The 17793-nt window shown below is 46.9% G+C and carries 20 protein-coding genes; 18 read left to right on the top strand and 2 right to left on the bottom strand.

The genetic code is table 11. The features are described from left to right. Window positions 1-678: a uracil-DNA glycosylase gene (locus BLL41_RS10155; RefSeq protein ID WP_071577741.1), complete on the top strand. Its 678-nt coding sequence runs from the start codon at window positions 1-3 to the stop codon at window positions 676-678. A 25-nt stretch (window positions 679-703) separates the two neighbouring features. Here BLL41_RS10155 and BLL41_RS10150 read toward each other — a convergent pair whose 3' ends face one another. Continuing rightward, the gene (locus BLL41_RS10150; RefSeq protein WP_071577740.1) at window positions 704-2074 is read right to left on the bottom strand and encodes an aldehyde dehydrogenase; all 1371 of its coding nucleotides are present in this window, start codon (window positions 2072-2074) and stop codon (window positions 704-706) included. Between the two features lie 166 nt (window positions 2075-2240). Between BLL41_RS10150 and BLL41_RS10145 the strand changes: the two genes are divergently transcribed. The 3 genes from BLL41_RS10145 to BLL41_RS10135 all read left to right on the top strand — a co-directional run bounded on the left by BLL41_RS10145 (window position 2241) and on the right by BLL41_RS10135 (window position 4333). Next, the gene (locus BLL41_RS10145) at window positions 2241-2558 is read left to right on the top strand and encodes a YwdI family protein (protein ID WP_071577739.1); all 318 of its coding nucleotides are present in this window, start codon (window positions 2241-2243) and stop codon (window positions 2556-2558) included. 19 nt (window positions 2559-2577) lie between these two features. Further along, window positions 2578-3900, top strand: a complete 1323-nt coding sequence (locus BLL41_RS10140; protein WP_071577738.1) for a purine/pyrimidine permease — start codon at window positions 2578-2580, stop codon at window positions 3898-3900. A 61-nt stretch (window positions 3901-3961) separates the two neighbouring features. After that, window positions 3962-4333 (top strand): DUF423 domain-containing protein, encoded by a 372-nt coding sequence (locus BLL41_RS10135; protein WP_003227446.1) that lies wholly within the window; start codon window positions 3962-3964, stop codon window positions 4331-4333. A gap of 43 nt (window positions 4334-4376) precedes the next feature. Here BLL41_RS10135 and gerQ read toward each other — a convergent pair whose 3' ends face one another. Then, window positions 4377-4913 (bottom strand): spore coat protein GerQ, encoded by a 537-nt coding sequence (gene gerQ, locus BLL41_RS10130; protein ID WP_071577737.1) that lies wholly within the window; start codon window positions 4911-4913, stop codon window positions 4377-4379. 138 nt (window positions 4914-5051) lie between these two features. Here gerQ and BLL41_RS10125 point away from each other — a divergent pair, with 138 nt between their 5' ends. The 14 genes from BLL41_RS10125 to rocG all read left to right on the top strand — a co-directional run bounded on the left by BLL41_RS10125 (window position 5052) and on the right by rocG (window position 17610). Next, on the top strand, window positions 5052-5264 hold the full coding sequence (locus BLL41_RS10125) for a hypothetical protein (RefSeq protein ID WP_256252425.1): 213 nt from the start codon (window positions 5052-5054) through the stop codon (window positions 5262-5264). Beyond that, window positions 5230-6000, top strand: a complete 771-nt coding sequence (gene spsA, locus BLL41_RS10120; RefSeq protein WP_071577736.1) for a spore coat dTDP-glycosyltransferase SpsA — start codon at window positions 5230-5232, stop codon at window positions 5998-6000. Before BLL41_RS10125 ends, spsA begins: the two co-directional genes overlap by 35 nt. A 4-nt stretch (window positions 6001-6004) precedes the next feature. Beyond that, window positions 6005-7429, top strand: a complete 1425-nt coding sequence (locus tag BLL41_RS10115) for a CDP-glycerol glycerophosphotransferase family protein (protein ID WP_071577735.1) — start codon at window positions 6005-6007, stop codon at window positions 7427-7429. Between the two features lie 20 nt (window positions 7430-7449). Next, window positions 7450-8619, top strand: a complete 1170-nt coding sequence (locus BLL41_RS10110) for a DegT/DnrJ/EryC1/StrS family aminotransferase (protein WP_071577734.1) — start codon at window positions 7450-7452, stop codon at window positions 8617-8619. Continuing rightward, window positions 8620-9489 (top strand): GNAT family N-acetyltransferase, encoded by an 870-nt coding sequence (locus tag BLL41_RS10105; RefSeq protein WP_071577733.1) that lies wholly within the window; start codon window positions 8620-8622, stop codon window positions 9487-9489. Next, a complete protein-coding gene (locus tag BLL41_RS10100) occupies window positions 9489-10610 on the top strand; it encodes an N-acetylneuraminate synthase family protein (protein WP_071577732.1) in 1122 nt (373 codons plus the stop codon). The genes BLL41_RS10105 and BLL41_RS10100 overlap by 1 nt, the downstream gene beginning before the upstream one ends. Beyond that, the gene (locus tag BLL41_RS10095; RefSeq protein WP_071577731.1) at window positions 10603-11325 is read left to right on the top strand and encodes a glycosyltransferase family protein; all 723 of its coding nucleotides are present in this window, start codon (window positions 10603-10605) and stop codon (window positions 11323-11325) included. Before BLL41_RS10100 ends, BLL41_RS10095 begins: the two co-directional genes overlap by 8 nt. Window positions 11326-11327: 2 nt before the next feature. Continuing rightward, window positions 11328-12347 carry a PseG/SpsG family protein gene (locus BLL41_RS10090; protein ID WP_071577730.1) on the top strand — a complete coding sequence of 340 codons (1020 nt, stop codon included), beginning with the start codon at window positions 11328-11330 and terminating at the stop codon, window positions 12345-12347. Window positions 12348-12371: 24 nt separating this feature from the next. Further along, window positions 12372-13112, top strand: a complete 741-nt coding sequence (locus tag BLL41_RS10085) for a sugar phosphate nucleotidyltransferase (protein WP_071577729.1) — start codon at window positions 12372-12374, stop codon at window positions 13110-13112. Then, window positions 13112-14059 (top strand): dTDP-glucose 4,6-dehydratase, encoded by a 948-nt coding sequence (gene rfbB / locus BLL41_RS10080; protein WP_071577728.1) that lies wholly within the window; start codon window positions 13112-13114, stop codon window positions 14057-14059. The genes BLL41_RS10085 and rfbB overlap by 1 nt, the downstream gene beginning before the upstream one ends. A gap of 13 nt (window positions 14060-14072) precedes the next feature. Beyond that, window positions 14073-14924 (top strand): dTDP-4-dehydrorhamnose reductase, encoded by an 852-nt coding sequence (rfbD, locus tag BLL41_RS10075; protein WP_071577727.1) that lies wholly within the window; start codon window positions 14073-14075, stop codon window positions 14922-14924. Then, entirely contained in the window at window positions 14917-15372 is a 456-nt protein-coding gene (locus tag BLL41_RS10070) for a dTDP-4-dehydrorhamnose 3,5-epimerase family protein (protein ID WP_003222100.1), read from the top strand. The genes rfbD and BLL41_RS10070 overlap by 8 nt, the downstream gene beginning before the upstream one ends. Before the next feature lie 322 nt (window positions 15373-15694). Next, entirely contained in the window at window positions 15695-16159 is a 465-nt protein-coding gene (gene bslB / locus BLL41_RS10065; protein WP_071577726.1) for a biofilm surface layer hydrophobin BslB, read from the top strand. Between the two features lie 176 nt (window positions 16160-16335). After that, on the top strand, window positions 16336-17610 hold the full coding sequence (rocG, locus tag BLL41_RS10060; RefSeq protein WP_014665807.1) for a glutamate dehydrogenase: 1275 nt from the start codon (window positions 16336-16338) through the stop codon (window positions 17608-17610). Window positions 17611-17793: the final 183 nt, after the last annotated feature.

The raw sequence follows: 17793 nt of genomic DNA, 5'->3' as shown, positions 1-17793 counted from the left end.
TTGAAACAGCTTTTACAAGACAGCTGGTGGAGTCAGCTAAAGGAAGAGTTTGAGAAACCGTATTATCAAGAGCTTAGAGAAATGCTGAAGCGGGAATATGCGGAGCAAACGATTTATCCGGACAGCCGGGATATTTTCAATGCGCTGCATTATACATCATATGATGATGTCAAGGTCGTCATTCTGGGTCAAGATCCGTATCACGGGCCGGGACAGGCTCAAGGTTTAAGCTTCTCTGTCAAACCCGGTGTAAAGCAGCCGCCTTCGTTAAAAAATATTTTTCTTGAACTGCAGCAGGACATCGGGTGCAGCATCCCGAATCACGGGTCGCTTGTCAGCTGGGCAAAGCAAGGGGTTCTTTTGCTGAATACTGTGCTGACAGTAAGGCGCGGACAGGCGAATTCCCATAAGGGAAAAGGCTGGGAGCGACTGACGGACCGAATTATTGACGTGCTGAATGAAAGGGAGCGGCCGGTTATCTTTATTTTGTGGGGACGGCATGCTCAAATGAAAAAAGAACGGATCGACACCTCCAAGCATTTTATCATTGAATCGACGCATCCCAGCCCGTTTTCAGCGAGAAACGGATTTTTCGGGAGCAGACCGTTTTCCCGGGCGAATGCCTATTTGGAGAAAATGGGAGAGGCGCCGATTGATTGGTGTATTAAGGATTTGTAAAAAAGCGCAGGTGATCTGCGCTTTTTTATTTGAGTATTTTTCGAATCATTCGCAGCCCGTTTTTGGAGGAAGGATAACGAAATGCGAAATCGAAGCGGTTCGTTTGTTTGACGACGCTTTTTTTGTGCGTGAATGTGTTAAAGCTGTCAAACCCGTGATAGCTGCCGATGCCGCTTTCCCCGACGCCGCCGAATGGCAAATACGGCGTCGCAACATGCATTAACGTATCATTGACACAGCCTCCGCCAAACGACAGATTCTCTAAAACAGCGCGCTCAGTTTCTTTGTTTGTGGTGAAGAGATACAGGGCGAGCGGCTTCGGGCGCGATTGGACTTTCTCAATGACTTCCCCGATATCTCGGTATGTAAAGAGCGGAAGAATCGGTCCGAAAATCTCCTCCTGCATCACTGGAGAGTCATCCCTCACTTGTTCGAGAATGGTCGGCGCAATTTTGTGGTGATCAGGATCTGATTGTCCGCCTGTGAGCGGGATGCCATCATTCAGAAAGCTGAGCAGCCGCTGATAGTGCCGTTCACTGACGATTTTGCCGTACTGCGGATTCCGTTCCGGCTGAGGGCCGTAAAATTCTCTGATTGCACGCTTCATTTCTTCTGCCAGCTTCGTTTTGATGTTCTCGTGGACAAATATATAATCTGGTGCGATGCAGGTTTGTCCCGCATTTGTAAATTTCCCGAAGACGATGCGTTTTGCGGCAAGCCGTATGTCAGCATCCTTATGGACGATGCAGGGGCTTTTTCCGCCGAGCTCCAAGGTTACGGGAATTAATTGTTTGGCGGCGGCCTCCATGACGACTTTTCCCACGGCTACGCTGCCTGTAAAGAAAATGTAGTCAAAGGGCTGCTGTAATAATGCCGTGCTGACGTCGGGCCCGCCTTCTGCCATAGCGACATAATCGGTCGGAAAAACGCTGCTGATGAGTTTCGAAAGTGCAGCGGAAACAGCCGGCGTATATTCTGACGGTTTGAGAACGACTGTGTTCCCCGCTGCAATGGCTCCAATCAACGGGGAAAGCGCCAGCTGTAAGGGATAGTTCCAAGGCGCAATCACCAAAACGGTTCCATACGGCTCAGGGATGATGATGCTCTTGGAGCCTAGATGAGTCAGTGGCGTTTTGACTCGTATAGGCTTGGACCATTTTTTCAGCCGTTTCATGACAAAGCTGATTTCCTCCAAGATGATTCCGATTTCTGTTGAGTACGCTTCTTGCTCAGATTTGTGGAGATCCTGATAGAGAGCGGCTATGAGATCGGCTTCATGAGTTTTGACGGCTTGTTTCAGCTTCTGCAAAATGTTCAGTCTCGATTCAAGCGGTCTCGTATGTCTCGCTGCAAAATAGGCTTTGTGCTTGCTGATGATAGAGGGGATGCTGTTCATTCCGTCTCTCCTTTTTGTAAGGTATGGTGATTTATTATGTGAAAAAACTCTTCTGCTTGTCAATTGCGCAAGGTTTGTCAGAAAAAATAACAAACTCATTTCTGCGTTCGCGGCAGGAATTTGATAAAATGCAGGAAGATAACATTTATTTTTTGGAGGGTGCTTCATGAACATTCATATATCTGCTTTGATTCAAAAGATGGAAGAAGAGCTGAAAAAAGCAAAAACGGCTGAACGGGATGAGGAGCTGAAGCGTTATGTAGCGGTTGTCCGTTCACTGTGTGATGTCGTGCTTGATCAGCCGGAGACCGCGAGCGCGCCCCGCATACAGCCGAGCATTGCGCCAAGTCCTGCCGCGCCGCCATCGACAGACCAGCTGATGATGGAAAAAATGATGGGGAGCGCGGGGTTAAACAAATATCGAAAGCAAGAAAAAGAGAAGCAGGAAGAGGACGGAAACGGAGAGTCTTTATTTGATTTTTAAAGAGAGAGGTTGAGCTTACGTGAAATTGGTTCTTGGCGCGCTGCAATGGACAGCGTTTATCATTGCTGCGGCGATTGTTGTTCCGGTGGCGGTTGCCCAGTCATTTCATCTGGATCACTCAGATTCTGCGAGATTGATTCAAAGCACTTTTTTTGTACTGGGAATTGCCGCCGTCATTCAGTGTTTGAAAGGCCACAGACTGCCGATCAATGAAAGCCCCGCCGGTTTGTGGTGGGGAGTGTATACGATCTACGCAGGGCTGACGGGAACTGTGTTTGCAACATATGGAGACACACTGCGGGGGTTGCAGGGAGCTCTTCTTGTAAGCGCTGTATGTTTCTTTTTGTTAAGTGTTTTCAAGGTCATTGACCGGCTTGCAAAATTGTTTACTCCGGTTGTCACGGGCGTCTATTTATTGCTTCTTGTGATGCAGCTGAGTCAGCCCATTATAAAAGGAATTCTCGGGATCGGCTATCGAAAGGACGGAGTGGACGGTCTTGTATTTGCCTTGGCGCTTGTTGTGATCGCTGCCGCCTTTATGATGACAAATTCGAATATCATGTTTTTCAAGCAATATTCTATCTTATTAGCCTTGTTTGGAGGATGGGTGCTGTTTGCAGCTGCCGGGGCGGCAAAGCCGATTGAGATGCCGGACCGGCTGTTTCAGCTGCCTTCCCTGTTTCCTTTTGGGACCCCGTTATTTAACAGCGGCCTGATCATCACATCTATTTTTATTACCATCTTGCTGATCGTGAATATGCTGGCGAGCATGAAGGTCGTGGACATCGCCGTGAAAAAATTCAGCAAACAGCCTGATGGAAAGCATCATGAACGCCATGCCGGTTTTGCCGCTTCATTCAGCCATCTGCTTAGCGGTTTGACGGGAGCCATTGCGCCGGTTCCGATTTCGGGAGCCGCAGGTTTTATTGAAACGACCAAAATGCCTTCTAAAAAACCGTTTATGCTCGGCAGTATTCTGGTTATCGTGATCAGCGTGATCCCGTTTTTTATGAACACGTTTGCGAGTCTGCCGTCACCTGTCGGATTCGCGGTGAATTTTGTTGTGTTCTCCGCAATGGGCGGTCTGGCCTTTGCCGAATTTGATTCATATGAGAAAGAAGAATTAAAAAGGGTGCGGTCTGTCATCGGCGTCTCGCTGCTGACAGGGGTCGGTATCATGTTTGTTCCGGAAACTGCGTTAAAGGGATTGCATCCGGTTTTTATTTCTTTGTTAAGCAACGGGCTCGTATTAGGGACGCTTGCTGCAATAGCAGCTGACCAGTTCCAGCTTTGGCGCAGGAGAAAATCCGACAATCTCGTGTCAACAGAGAACAAACATTGAATTTTGGTGCAGGTGCGATAAGATAAATGATATGAGTTTAACGAAAAGGCGGGAGAGATAGATGAAAGTTTTTATCATATTAGGGGCCATTAACGCCCTGCTTGCCGTGGGGCTCGGCGCATTTGGCGCTCACGGATTAGAAGGGAAAATACCTGATAAATATCTTCAGGTTTGGCACACAGGCGTGCAGTACCATATGTATCACGCCCTGGGGCTTTTCGTTGTCGCGTTTCTGGCAGATAAATTATCCGGCATAGGCAGTGTCACGACAGCCGGATGGCTGATGTTTGCGGGAATAGTGCTGTTCTCCGGAAGCCTATATATTCTAAGTGTGACGCAAATCTCCATTCTTGGAGCGATCACCCCGCTCGGCGGTGTGGCGTTTATTATTTCTTGGATTATGATTGTTGTCGCAGCCGTCAAATATCTCTAAACAAAAAAGCCAATCCTCATCATATGAGTGATTGGCTTTTTTCTTATCTTGGTGAATAGGACGCCATGGAATATGGATACGTATAAGCAATTTCTTCATCAAATGTAATGTAATCGAGGTAGATTGTCAGGAGCAGATAGCGTGTTCCTGATTTCGGGTCACTGATAATGATGTGATCCCGGCCTGCTGCTTCGATGACGCCGCGAAAGATCTTCGAGCCCCATTCCTTGCTGTTTTCAAATGTCATATAAATGGTGGCCGTTTTTCCCCGGTTCAGGCGCAAAATATTCTCGATGTAAGATTCCTCAACAGGCAGCATGCCGGGAACGCTTTGGCCCGGTGCTGATGGTGTAGGCCCTGAAGGAATTTGAAACCCGCCGCCCTGCTGCTGGCTCGGGAATCCAAACCCCTGCTGTCCTTGCTGTCCCTGCTGCATTGGCATCATTGGCTGCATCCCCATCGTCTGCATTTGTGACCCTTGGCCTTGCTGCGGGTAAGGATTGGCGCCGAACTGAGGCTGGTACCCCTGCATATTATCAAATCCCTGCATTTGCTGGTATTGATTTTTTTTCGGTTTCATATCGTTCCTCCTTTTTATGAAAGCCATTCAAAATGTTCTGGATGTATAGGTGAACGCTCCGCGATGACTCACCTCCGATGGAAAACGATCTTAGTCGCTGGTGCGATTTTTATCTCTTTCACCTTATGAGGCTGATGCTTGGAATATGCTGAAAAAGAACAGCGGACGGATCAGATTTCACTCTGGCAGCCGCTGTTTTTCATAGACATACACAAACTTTTCGCATATTGGTTTGTATCCCTAGCGCAACTTGAGCATAAGCAACATAAGATAACGATAGTTTCAGGTGTGAAGTTCCAAGAAGGAGGTGTAGGATTTGCCGAAAGTATCAGTCATTATGACGAGTTATAACAAAAGCGATTATGTGGCAAAGTCCATTTCTAGCATACTCTCACAAACGTTTTCAGATTTTGAATTGTTTATTATGGATGACAACTCTAATGAAGAGACGCTGAATGTAATCCGTCCTTTTTTGAATGATAACCGAGTGCGTTTTTATCAAAGTGATGTATCTGGAGTAAAGGAAAGAACAGAAAAAACGAGGTACGCGGCACTGATCAATCAGGCAATTGAGATGGCGGAGGGTGAATATATCACCTATGCGACGGATGACAACATCTATATGCCGGATCGGCTCCTGAAAATGGTGCAGGAGCTCGATGCCCATCCTGAAAAGGCTGTGATTTACTCAGCCTCCAAAACCTATCATTTAAACGAGCATCGCGACATTGTAAAAGAAACGGTCAGGCCTGCCGCTCAAGTGACATGGAACGCGCCGTGCGCAATCGATCATTGCTCGGTGATGCACAGATATTCGGTGCTCGAGAAGGTAAAGGAGAAGTTTGGCTCCTATTGGGATGAAAGCCCGGCGTTTTACCGTATAGGAGATGCCCGGTTCTTTTGGAGAGTCAATCATTTTTATCCGTTTTTCCCGCTGGATGAGGAGCTGGATCTGAATTATATTACCGACCAATCAATTCACTTTCAGCTGTTTGAATCAGAAAAAAATGAATTTGTCAGGAACCTGCCTCCGCAGCGAAATTGCCGAGAGCTGCGTGAATCATTAAAAAAGCTTGGAATGGGGTGAGAGCTTGTCGGCCTATTTAAGCAATTATTGGGTGCTGTACCGGAAGTATGTCGAGCTTTTTGACAAACTTCGCTACAAAGGGATTCCGCTTGGGCTTATCAGTAACTTTTATCAATACATCAGCCCTGAGCTGAGGGTGATGATGGAAGAAGAACCAGAGTTATTCGGACCGGTGGATCAGCATATTGATGAGGGACAGATTCAGCCGTTTTTTGAAGAAAGAATCCAAAACATCGTTAAAACAAATGACGAACCTGTTAAAGGGAAAGTCATTTTGCACTTTGATTACCTGCGTTTTTCAAACGAAAATTACTATCAATTTGATCCTGAAAAAACCGCTGTTCTGGCTAGGTGGAGCTTGCCGCATTATTGTGATCTGCCTGTGATTAGCAAGCGGGCGATTGCGGAATCATGCCAAAAAGGCGATTCGAAGCCTTTTCTCGAAACAGCCTGTTCGATTCTCGCCCCTTATGATGATCACCCGGCATTTGGTGATCAAGCGTTTCGCGACCGGCTTTTCAAAGACATTCCTTTATTTATAGAGGCCATTGATACAGTTGATGCGCTGTTTAAACAGGAAAAGATTTCAGCTGTTATTGTCGGTACGGCAGAAGATATTTACAGCAGGGTGCTCGCTCTCATGTGTCAAAGGAAAGGGGCCGTCAGCATTTGTCTTCAGCATGGCGCGTTGATGGGAGATGAAGCCTTCATTCCTGTTTTTACAACCTATCAAGCAGTTTTCGGTGCGTATGAAGCAGAGTGGTTCATACGAAAAGGCTGTAAACCCGAGCAGATTCTTGTAACGGGACATCCCCGCTTCGATCAGATTTTTAACAGAACCCCTATAGATATGTCCATATTCTATCGAAAACTTGCTTTTCATCCGTCTAAAAAAATTGTGCTCATTGCCACTCAGCCGTTTTCGGAAGATTTTTATTCCGGTGTGCTGGAAGGGCTTTCTGATCAGAAGCAGCTGCAAATCATCATCAAACCCCACCCGTGGGAAATCGGAAAAAACAAGCTTGATCTGTATCACGCTGCGGCGAAAAAACATCAAGCATGCAGAGTCATCAAAAAGGAGCTGGACCTTTATGATTTGCTGCCGTATGCTGATGCCGCAGTGACGCAAACCTCAACAGTCGGTCTTGAAGCCATGCTGTTTCAAAAACCTGTGCTGATCGGAAAATCATCCGGAAATCGTTCGTATCCGTACTATGAATCTCTTGGCGATTTTATTTTTGGCCAGCCGGATGAACTGGCGCACACCTTGGTTGAGGTTCTTCGAAGCCCCGGCATGCATCAAAAAGCGGAAGAGGCGCGTCTGGCATTCATAGCGGCTAATTATCCGGTGGCAGAATCAACAAACGCTTTATTTACGGAACTGAAAGCCAAAACAGGGGTTGATTATAGGCGGGAAGATACTGAATAAAATGATAGGAGCGCAAAGAAATGGTGCAAAAGAGAAATCATTTTCTCCCTTACTCATTGCCGTTAATCGGTAAAGAAGAAATTCAGGAGGTTACAGAAACGCTTGAATCGGGATGGCTCTCCAAAGGCCCGAAGGTTCAGCAGTTTGAAAAAGAGTTTGCCGCGTTTGTCGGGGCGAAGCACGCCGTGGCGGTGAATTCATGTACAGCAGCTTTATTTTTGGCTTTGAAAGCAAAAGGGATCGGGCCTGGGGACGAGGTTATTACCTCTCCGCTTACGTTCAGCTCGACCGCCAATACGATTATTCATACGGGAGCGACGCCTGTGTTTGCGGATATTGACGAAAACACGCTCAATATTGACCCGGTAAAGCTTGAGGCGGCCGTCACGCCGAGAACGAAAGCAGTTGTACCTGTCCACTTTGGCGGGCAGTCCTGCGATATGGATGCGATATTGGCAATTGCCCAAAATCATGGTTTATTCGTGCTGGAGGATGCGGCACATGCGGTATATACGACTTATAAGCAAAGAATGATCGGTTCTATCGGGGATGCAACGGCATTCAGCTTTTACGCCACCAAAAACCTCGCGACAGGGGAAGGCGGCATGCTGACGACTGATGATGAGGAGCTTGCCGATAAGATCCGGGTGCTAAGCCTTCATGGCATGAGTAAAGCCGCATGGAACCGTTATTCTTCAAATGGCAGCTGGTACTATGAAGTCGAATCGCCCGGCTATAAGATGAATATGTTTGATTTGCAGGCGGCTCTCGGACTTCATCAGCTGAAACGGCTGGATAATATGCAGAAACGGAGAGAAGAGATTGCCGGCCGCTATCAAGCCGCTTTTCAGCAGATTCCAGGGCTGATCACGCCGTTTGTTCATGATGACGGCAGGCACGCCTGGCATTTATATGTTCTGCAAGTTGATGAAAAAAAGGCCGGGGTCACGCGAGGCGAAATGATTACGGCTTTAAAGGATAAATACAATATCGGCACGAGCGTTCATTTTATTCCAGTACACATTCATCCGTATTATCAAAAGCAATTTGGATTTAAGGAATCGGACTTCCCGAATGCTATGAATTACTATAAACGAACCCTTTCTCTCCCGCTTTATCCATCAATGTCTGACGACGATGTACATGATGTCATTGAAGCTGTGCGGGATATCGTAAAAGGGGCTGGTTAAGTGTATACGGTAAAAGAACATGTCTCCAAACATGCGATTGAGGAATTTCTCCAAAGCCGACAGCTTACACTGGATGTTCCTTATCAATTTTCCCTCGGCCTTTTTGAAAACAGCAGGCTCCAAGGCGTATTGCTTTACGAAGATTCTTTGTGGGAAAGCAAGGTGCTTCAGAAGAAAGTCATGAATGTCAAACTTCTTGCAGCAAACAGCACCGGGCAGCTGAAGAGGCTGTTTGAAGCTTTTTATTCTGTACGCCAAATGGATGAAACGGATTTTATCTTTGTCCGTGTTCCGGCTGAAGATATTGGAGCCGCGCATGTGATACAGCAGCAGCCGTCCTCTTACTTTGTCGGCAGCTTGCTGAAGCTGGCGATGCCTCCGTCTTTTTATGACAAAACCCCGCCATTTTTTGAACTGGGCCCGCCTGAGCCCGGAGACACAGAAGCGATATGTGAGCTGGCCCGAGACTCGTTTACAAAAAGCAGATATTTTCAGGATCCTCATCTCAGCCGCGATGCAGCAAACAACATTTTTCAGGAGTGGACACGAAACAATCTGAATGGAAGAGCGGCGGTCAATATTGTCGCTAAACACAATGAAGAGGTCATTGGATATCTTCAGGGCTTATCAAGAGATGATGAGTGCATTCTCGATTTGATGGCTGTAAAGCCGGGATTTGAAGGAAAACGTATTGCCTTTCATTTATTGGCGAATCTCATAGAACAACCGGAGACCCAGAAGCATAGAACGGTAACAGCGGGGACGCAGCTTCACAATGTAAGGGCGATCCGTCTTTATGAACGTATGGGCTTCACTGCTGAACAATCGTATTACTATTATCATATTTGGCCGGGCAAGGAGGCGAAATAATGGCAAAGTTTCAGATCGTGAATAAAACTGTAGGGCATGACGCTCCTGTATTTATTATCGCCGAGGCGGGGATTAATCATGACGGGAAGCTTGATCAGGCTTTTGCGCTGATAGACGCCGCGGCGGAAGCGGGAGCGGATGCCGTGAAATTTCAAATGTTCCAGGCTGATAGGATGTACCAGAAAGATCCTGGTTTGTACAAAACAGCAGCGGGCAAGGACGTCTCTATTTTTTCTTTGGTTCAATCTATGGAAATGCCCGCTGAGTGGATTTCACCGTTATTGGATTACTGCCGCGAAAAGCAGGTGATCTTTTTAAGTACGGTATGTGACGAGGGGTCAGCTGATCTGCTTCAGTCTACCTCGCCGAGCGCTTTTAAAATCGCATCCTATGAAATTAACCATCTCCCGCTGCTCAAATATGTCGCCCGGCTGAACAGGCCGATGATTTTCTCGACAGCCGGAGCTGAAATCTCTGACGTTCACGAAGCTTGGCGCACCATCAGAGCAGAGGGAAACAATCAAATTGCCATAATGCATTGTGTGGCGAAATACCCTGCACCGCCGGAGTACAGCAACCTTAGCGTCATTCCGATGCTTGCCGCCGCTTTTCCTGAGGCGGTAATCGGCTTCTCCGATCATAGCGAGCATCCGACAGAAGCGCCGTGCGCCGCGGTTCGGCTCGGGGCAAAACTGATAGAAAAGCATTTTACGATCGATAAAAATCTGCCGGGTGCCGACCACTCGTTTGCATTAAATCCGGATGAATTGAAAGAAATGGTCGATGGCATCAGGAAAACGGAAGCTGAGCTGAAACAGGGGATCAAAAAGCCAGTCTCTGCAAAACTGCTTGGCAGTTCATACAAAACAACAACCGCCATCGAAGGTGAAATCAGAAATTTTGCATACAGAGGCATTTTTACAACAGCTCCGATTCAAAAAGGTGAAGCCTTTAGCGAAGACAATATCGCAGTGCTTCGGCCCGGACAAAAGCCGCAGGGACTGCACCCGAGATTTTTTGAACTGCTGACCGGCGGTGTTCGGGCTGTAAGAGACATTCCGGCCGACACAGGCATTGTCTGGGATGACATTTTAATGAAGGACAGCCCGTTTCATGAATGACATTCTCTTTATCATTCAAGCGAGAATGGGTTCAACAAGGCTGCCGGGAAAAGTGCTTCGGCCGCTCGGATCGAATCGTTTACTTGATATTCTCGTTCACCGCGTCCGGAAAAGCGCGTTTTACCAAAAGGATGGAGATAATCTTGTCATTGCCACGTCTGACAAAGAAACTGACGACATATTAGAGGCGCACTGCATCAGACATGGCTATCGCGTTTTCCGCGGGAGCGAAGAACGTGTTCTCGATAGGTTTGTAAAAGTCATAGAGGCTGTCAAACCGTCAGTCATCATCCGGTTAACGGGTGATAATCCGTTTGTTGATCCAGAGCTGCTCGATGTAATGATTAAGGCACATTTTGATCAAGGCGCGGATTATACGTATATCCTGAATGCCCCATTAGGGATTTGCGGCGAAGTGGTCAACGCCAACCTGTTAATTGACATCAGCCGTATACAGGCTTTGGAGGATCAATATCATGAGCATGTCACGTTATATATAAGGAATCATCCAGCTCTTTATCGTGTTCAATTTTTAGAGGCGCCGGAACGATTTCGCGCCCCTCGATATCGGCTCACCATTGATACAAAGGAAGACTATGAATCGATAAAGGCCCTCTATCAAAAAGCAGGCGAGCGCCCCGATGTATCCGCTTCAGAGCTTATCACCCTTTTGAACCGGAACCCCGATGCGGCGATCGAACGAGAGGCTGAATAGCCATGCATGTTGGGATCTTCGCAGACGGGGGCTATGAAAAGGGAATGGGCCATGTTGTCCGGATGAAGAGACTTGCGGAAGAACTCAAACAGAGCTGCTTGATTACGTTTTACACGAATCAGGAATCTGAAGCGTTTCTTCATGAAGAGCATTGGCGTGTCATCGTAAAACCGGAGCTGCAGCAGCACGAATTTATTCTCCGGGAAATAAAAAGCAAAAAGCTTGATTTGCTTTTATTTGATATTCTAGGTGCGCCTGCAGAGCTGTTAAAGAAAATAAAGACGGAAACAGATGCGAAAATTGTTCTTTTTGAAGAGAAAAATGGTAAATCGATTCAATATAGTGACGCGGTCATTAACGGCATTTACGGTGACATCAGAAGCGGGGTGTACGTTCAGGGAAACACAAGCGTCTATGAAGGCCCGGACTATCTTATTCTTCACCCCGCCTTTCAGGCCGCAAGAGAGGATTACACACTTAAGAAAGACTGCCGCACTATCCTTGTTGCATTAGGAGGAAGTGATCCGAAGCAGCTTATTTTTAAAGTGCTGGCTGCCGCTGATCAAGTCCCTGCCATAAAAGACAAAAACATGATGTTTGTGATGGGGAGCGCTTCACCGCATCAAGCGGCAGTCCGAAGGCGCATCGAAAAGAAGCCGCAGTACAAGGTGATCGAACAGACAAATGATATGGCGGGTTTGATGAAACAAGCGGACGCAGCCATTGTCGCCGGCGGCATCTCACTGTTTGAAGCCATTTGCATCGGCGTGCCGTGCCTTGTTCTATCTCAGGTTGAGCACCAAACGGCAACAGCCAGAACATTTGCTGAACAAGGCGCCGTTCTTGATCTTGGTCTGGGAGAGCTAGTGACGGATGAGACGCTTATCTATCAGATGACACGAATCATCAGCAGCTATCCTCTTCGCCTTTCTTTGCACAAGGGAGGAAGGCCGTTCGTGGATGGAAAAGGCATCAAGCGGGTAACAGCTATTCTTCAAGAATTACATGAACAAAAGGTATAAAAATGCATGTAAGGAAGTGTTAATGTGAAAGGTGTTATTTTAGCCGGAGGAAACGGCTCACGCCTTATGCCCTTAACGAAAGCCGTCAACAAGCATTTGCTTCCTGTAGGCCCGTATCCGATGATATACTGGTCGATTATGAAGCTGGAGGAAGCCGGAATAAAAGACATTTTACTCATCAGCCAAAAAGAGCATATGCCGCAATTTTATAAACTGCTTGGGAACGGTGAAGAGCTTGGCGTTACAATCACTTATCAGGTACAGCCTGCAGCATCGGGCATTTCGGATGGACTGTCTTATGCAAAGCGCTTTACGAAAAAAGAGTCTTTCATTTTATTATTAGGTGATAATATATTTGAAGATTCATTGAAGCCTTATACAGAACGCTTTGAACAGCAGGGGAAAGGGGCAAAGGTGCTGCTGAAAGAAGTTGATGACCCGGAACGCTTCGGAATCGCTGAGATTGATGAAGAAAACACACGGATTCGTTCCATCATCGAGAAGCCCGAACAGCCGCCGACCAACCTTTGCGTTACCGGCATTTATATGTATGATGCAGAGGTATTTTCGTATATTGAACAAATATCACCATCAAAGCGAGGCGAGCTGGAAATCACCGATGTGAATAATCTATACATCGAAAACAGCCAGCTTACGTATGATGTGTTATCAGGCTGGTGGGTAGATGCCGGAACTCACGAATCGCTTTATCTCGCTTCCCAGCTTGTACACAAGGCTTTACAGAAAGGACAGGACGAAAAGTGATGGCAAAATCATATTTAATTACGGGCGGGGCCGGCTTCATCGGGCTCACGTTTACAAAGCTCATGCTGAGGGAAACGGATGCGCGCATTACCGTTTTAGATAAACTGACGTACGCCAGCCACCCGGAAGAAATGGAAAAATTAAAGCAAAATAGCCGATTTCGCTTTATAAAAGGGGACATCAGCGTTCAGGAGGATATCGACCGCGCGTTTGACGAGACCTATGACGGGGTCATTCACTTCGCTGCAGAATCGCATGTGGACAGAAGCATTTCTCAAGCGGAGCCGTTTATCACCACAAATGTCATGGGGACATACCGATTGGCGGAAGCGGTCTTGCAAGGCAAAGCCAAGAAGCTGATTCATATTTCAACTGATGAGGTGTACGGGGATTTAGAAGCGGATGATCCAGCGTTTACAGAAACGACGCCGCTTTCTCCTAATAACCCTTACTCAGCCAGCAAAGCAAGCTCTGATTTGCTCGTATTGTCTTATGTGAAAACCCACAAGCTTCCGGCGATCATTACACGATGCAGCAACAATTACGGCCCTTATCAGCACAGCGAAAAAATGATTCCGACAATTATCCGTCATGCGAAGCAGGGCCTGCCTGTTCCGCTCTATGGCGATGGACTCCAGATCCGAGACTGGCTATTTGCGGAGGATCATTGCCGCGCGATCAAGCTGATTTTAGAAAAAGGAACCGACGGCGAGGTGTATAACATCGGCGGCGGAAATGAACGCACGAATAAAGAGCTGGCGAGTGCCATTTTGAAGCACCTGGGCTGTGTGGAATTGTTCGCCCACGTGGAAGACCGAAAAGGGCATGACCGGCGCTATGCAATCAATGCATCAAAACTGAAAAACGAACTGGGCTGGCGGCAGGAAGTGCCGTTTGAAGAAGGCATTGCGCGTACGATTCAGTGGTATACAGACAATGACCGATGAGAAGGTGATCTGATTGACAAAGGTATTGGTGACTGGGGCGGGAGGACAGCTTGGACTGGAACTGTGCCGCCAGCTGAAGCAAGCCGGATACGAGGTCATTGCGTTAACAAAGAAGATGATGAACATTGCTGACCAGCGCTCAGTACGGCATTCGTTTGGCCATTATAAGCCGGATATTGTGGTCAATAGCGCTGCGTTTACGTCGGTTGATCAATGTGAGAAAGAGCTTGATAAAGCGTACTTGATCAACGGAATTGGCGCTTATTATACTGCGCTTGAGGCAACCCGCATCGGCGCTCAATATGTTCATATCAGCACGGACTATGTATTCGACGGGAAAGGAACCCAGCCTTACAAGGAAAACGATCCCCTTGATCCAAACACCATCTATGGGAAAAGCAAAAAGCTCGGAGAAGAACTGATTCGTTTGGCAACAAAAGACAGCACGATCATCAGAACATCCTGGGTGTACGGACATGGCGGCAGCAATTTCGTTGAAACCATGTTGAACCTTGCTGAGACGAAACAAGAGCTGCGGGTTGTCAGCGATCAAATAGGTTCGCCGACTTATACGAAGGATTTAGCAGAAGCGGTCATCAAGCTGTTCAGCCATCCGCCGGGCATCTATCATGTCAGTAATTCAGGCATATGCAGCTGGTATGAGTTTGCGAAGGCGATTATGGAAGAAAGCGGGCTGGCCACAGTCATTTTGCCTGTAACGACAGAGGAATACGGGAACAAAACGCCCCGCCCGGCATACTCTGTGCTGAGCCATCGGGCCATTGAAGAAGCCGGCATCCACCCTCGCCATTGGCGGGAAGCGTTACGGGAGTATTTGCAGGAAAGGAGCAGTGAGCATGATTGATGGAGTCAAGGTGAAAAAATTGACGAAGCATAGCGATGACAGAGGCTTTTTTGCTGAGCTGGTCCGGGATGATGAGAATCTTCTTGAGCACTTCGGGCAGGCCTCTTGGTCGAAAAGCTATCCGGGTGTGATTAAGGCATTTCATTATCATGAGAAGCAGGATGATCTCTGGTTCTTCCCAACCGGTCACGCTCAGGTTGTCCTATACGATCTTCGAGAGGACTCAAAGACAAAAGGAGAAACGGACGTCTATTATATGGGTGAAGACAACCCGATGCTGTTATTAATCCCAAAAGGGGTGGCCCACGGATACAGAGTGCTGGGAGAAACGCCGCTGACAATTATCTACTTTACCACCATGTCGTACAATCCGGATCAGCCTGATGAAAAAAGAATTCCGTGGAATGATGAGACGATCGGTTTTAACTGGAACACTGAATTCAGATAAAAATAGGAATGTGATCATCGAAGAGCAGAGGCATCTTCGACTTTTTTTGTCCTTTTTTAAAATAGGATAAAAGATAGAAATCGAAAGGTAGAAGTTACTAGAAAAAGAGTGAGAAATCCTCCATTTGAACCTTGTATAAACAGGAAGGAATTCTCAAGTAATTCCAAGTGTTAATATTCCTAAAAAAGCATTTACTTCCATGGAAAATGATGATAGATTAATTTTTAAGAAAAAGAACTGGTAATTCGCGAATTACAAAAAAACGCTTTTTCTGCAGAGGACGCTCTGGCCAAATTCAACAGTGATTTGAGGAGGAAATGTCATGTTAAAAAGAACTTCATTCGTATCTTCATTATTGATCAGTTCAGCTGTCTTACTATCAATCTTGCTTCCTTCAGGCCAAGCTCATGCACAGTCTGCATCAATCGAGGCAAAAACGATCAACAGCACAAAAGAGTGGACCACTTCTGATATTGAAGTGACATATAAACCAAATGCGGTTCTTTCTCTTGGAGCGATAGAATTTCAATTTCCTGACGGGTTTCATGCTACGACTAGAGATTCAGTGAATGGAAGAACACTGAAAGAAACACAGATTTTAAACGATGGAAAAACAGTCAGACTCCCGCTTACGCTTGATTTGTTAGGCGCATCCGAATTTGACCTCGTCATGGTGCGCAAAACTCTTCCGCGCGCAGGCACTTACACGATTAAAGGCGATGTAGTAAACGGTTTGGGAATCGGCAGTTTTTATGCTGAAACGCAGCTGGTGATTGACCCCCGTTAATCGATAGATTTGTAGTCAGAGACTGAGATGTTTTCAGTCTCTTTTTTTGTGGATTCAAAAGCTGGTACGGATCTTGCATGATCATAAGGGTGAATCCAATGAAGAAAGGAATTGGCGGGCTGAATTTTTAAAGCGCTTACATTACAGCCGGCCAAAAAAACAATGAGGTGAAAAAGATGTCAGCAAAGCAAGTCTCGAAAGATGAAGAAAAAGAAGCCCTTAACTTATTTCTGTCTACCCAAACGATCATTAAGGAAGCCATTCGGAAGCTGGGGTATCCGGGCGATATGTATGAACTCATGAAAGAGCCGCAGAGAATGCTCACTGTCCGCATTCCGGTCAAAATGGACAATGGGAGTGTCAAAGTGTTCACAGGCTACCGGTCACAGCACAATGATGCTGTCGGTCCGACAAAAGGGGGCGTTCGCTTCCATCCAGAAGTCAATGAAGAGGAAGTAAAGGCATTATCCATTTGGATGACGCTCAAATGCGGGATTGCCAATCTTCCTTACGGCGGCGGGAAGGGCGGTATTATTTGTGATCCGCGGACAATGTCATTTGGAGAACTGGAAAGGCTGAGCAGGGGGTATGTCCGTGCCATTAGCCAGATCGTCGGTCCGACAAAGGATATTCCAGCTCCAGATGTATACACAAATTCGCAGATTATGGCGTGGATGATGGATGAGTACAGCCGGCTGCGGGAATTCGATTCTCCGGGCTTTATTACAGGCAAGCCGCTTGTTTTAGGCGGATCGCAAGGACGGGAAACGGCGACGGCACAGGGCGTCACGATTTGTATTGAAGAGGCGGTAAAGAAAAAAGGGATCAAGCTGCAAAACGCGCGCATCATCATACAGGGCTTTGGAAACGCGGGTAGCTTCCTGGCCAAATTCATGCACGATGCGGGCGCGAAGGTGATCGGGATTTCTGATGCCCATGGCGGGCTCTACAACCCGGACGGCCTTGATATCCCTTATTTGCTCGATAAACGTGACAGCTTCGGCATGGTCACCAACTTATTTACTGACGTCATCACAAATGAGGAGCTGCTTGAAAAGGAATGCGATATTTTAGTGCCTGCCGCGATCTCCAATCAAATCACAGCCAAAAACGCACATAACATTCAGGCGTCAATCGTCGTTGAAGCGGCGAATGGACCGACAACCATTGACGCCACTAAGATCCTGAATGAAAGAGGCGTGCTGCTTGTGCCGGATATCCTGGCGAGTGCCGGCGGCGTCACGGTTTCTTATTTTGAATGGGTGCAGAATAACCAAGGATATTATTGGTCGGAAGAAGAGGTTGCAGAAAAATTGAGAAGCGTCATGGTGAGCTCGTTCGAAACGATTTATCAGACAGCGGCAACACATAAAGTGGATATGCGTTTGGCGGCTTACATGACAGGCATCAGAAAATCGGCAGAAGCATCGCGATTCCGCGGTTGGGTGTAATTTCGGAGGGGAAGACACCGCAGAATAATTTTGCGTTTTTCTTTTTGGAAAGGGCGAAAACCGCAAAAATAATTTGCGTTTAAGATCGAAAAAAGAGAAAGATAATCACCTGTTAGACAAATTTCTGTTCGATTCAACAAGTTTTTTCAGCAAAAGACAAGAAAATGGCATGATTCTTGCATT

The sequence above is a fragment of the Bacillus sp. FMQ74 genome, from assembly GCF_001875785.1.
Taxonomy (GTDB): Bacteria; Bacillota; Bacilli; order Bacillales; family Bacillaceae; genus Bacillus; species Bacillus stercoris.
The sequence above is the reverse complement of the archived record's forward strand: the minus strand, read 5'-3'. Positions and strand labels throughout refer to the sequence as shown.

Excerpts from the sequence above, each read along its gene's own strand:
- BLL41_RS10150 (WP_071577740.1), bottom strand. The coding sequence starts at position 2,074 with ATGAACAGCATCCCCTCTATCATCAGCAAGCACAAAGCCTATTTTGCA.
- BLL41_RS10145 (WP_071577739.1), top strand. The coding sequence starts at position 2,241 with ATGAACATTCATATATCTGCTTTGATTCAAAAGATGGAAGAAGAGCTG.
- BLL41_RS10135 (WP_003227446.1), top strand. The coding sequence starts at position 3,962 with ATGAAAGTTTTTATCATATTAGGGGCCATTAACGCCCTGCTTGCCGTG.
- gerQ (WP_071577737.1), bottom strand. The coding sequence starts at position 4,913 with ATGAAACCGAAAAAAAATCAATACCAGCAAATGCAGGGATTTGATAAT.
- BLL41_RS10110 (WP_071577734.1), top strand. The coding sequence starts at position 7,450 with ATGGTGCAAAAGAGAAATCATTTTCTCCCTTACTCATTGCCGTTAATC.
- BLL41_RS10100 (WP_071577732.1), top strand. The coding sequence starts at position 9,489 with ATGGCAAAGTTTCAGATCGTGAATAAAACTGTAGGGCATGACGCTCCT.
- BLL41_RS10095 (WP_071577731.1), top strand. The coding sequence starts at position 10,603 with ATGAATGACATTCTCTTTATCATTCAAGCGAGAATGGGTTCAACAAGG.
- BLL41_RS10090 (WP_071577730.1), top strand. The coding sequence starts at position 11,328 with ATGCATGTTGGGATCTTCGCAGACGGGGGCTATGAAAAGGGAATGGGC.
- rfbB (WP_071577728.1), top strand. The coding sequence starts at position 13,112 with ATGGCAAAATCATATTTAATTACGGGCGGGGCCGGCTTCATCGGGCTC.
- BLL41_RS10070 (WP_003222100.1), top strand. The coding sequence starts at position 14,917 with ATGATTGATGGAGTCAAGGTGAAAAAATTGACGAAGCATAGCGATGAC.
- bslB (WP_071577726.1), top strand. The coding sequence starts at position 15,695 with ATGTTAAAAAGAACTTCATTCGTATCTTCATTATTGATCAGTTCAGCT.
- rocG (WP_014665807.1), top strand. The coding sequence starts at position 16,336 with ATGTCAGCAAAGCAAGTCTCGAAAGATGAAGAAAAAGAAGCCCTTAAC.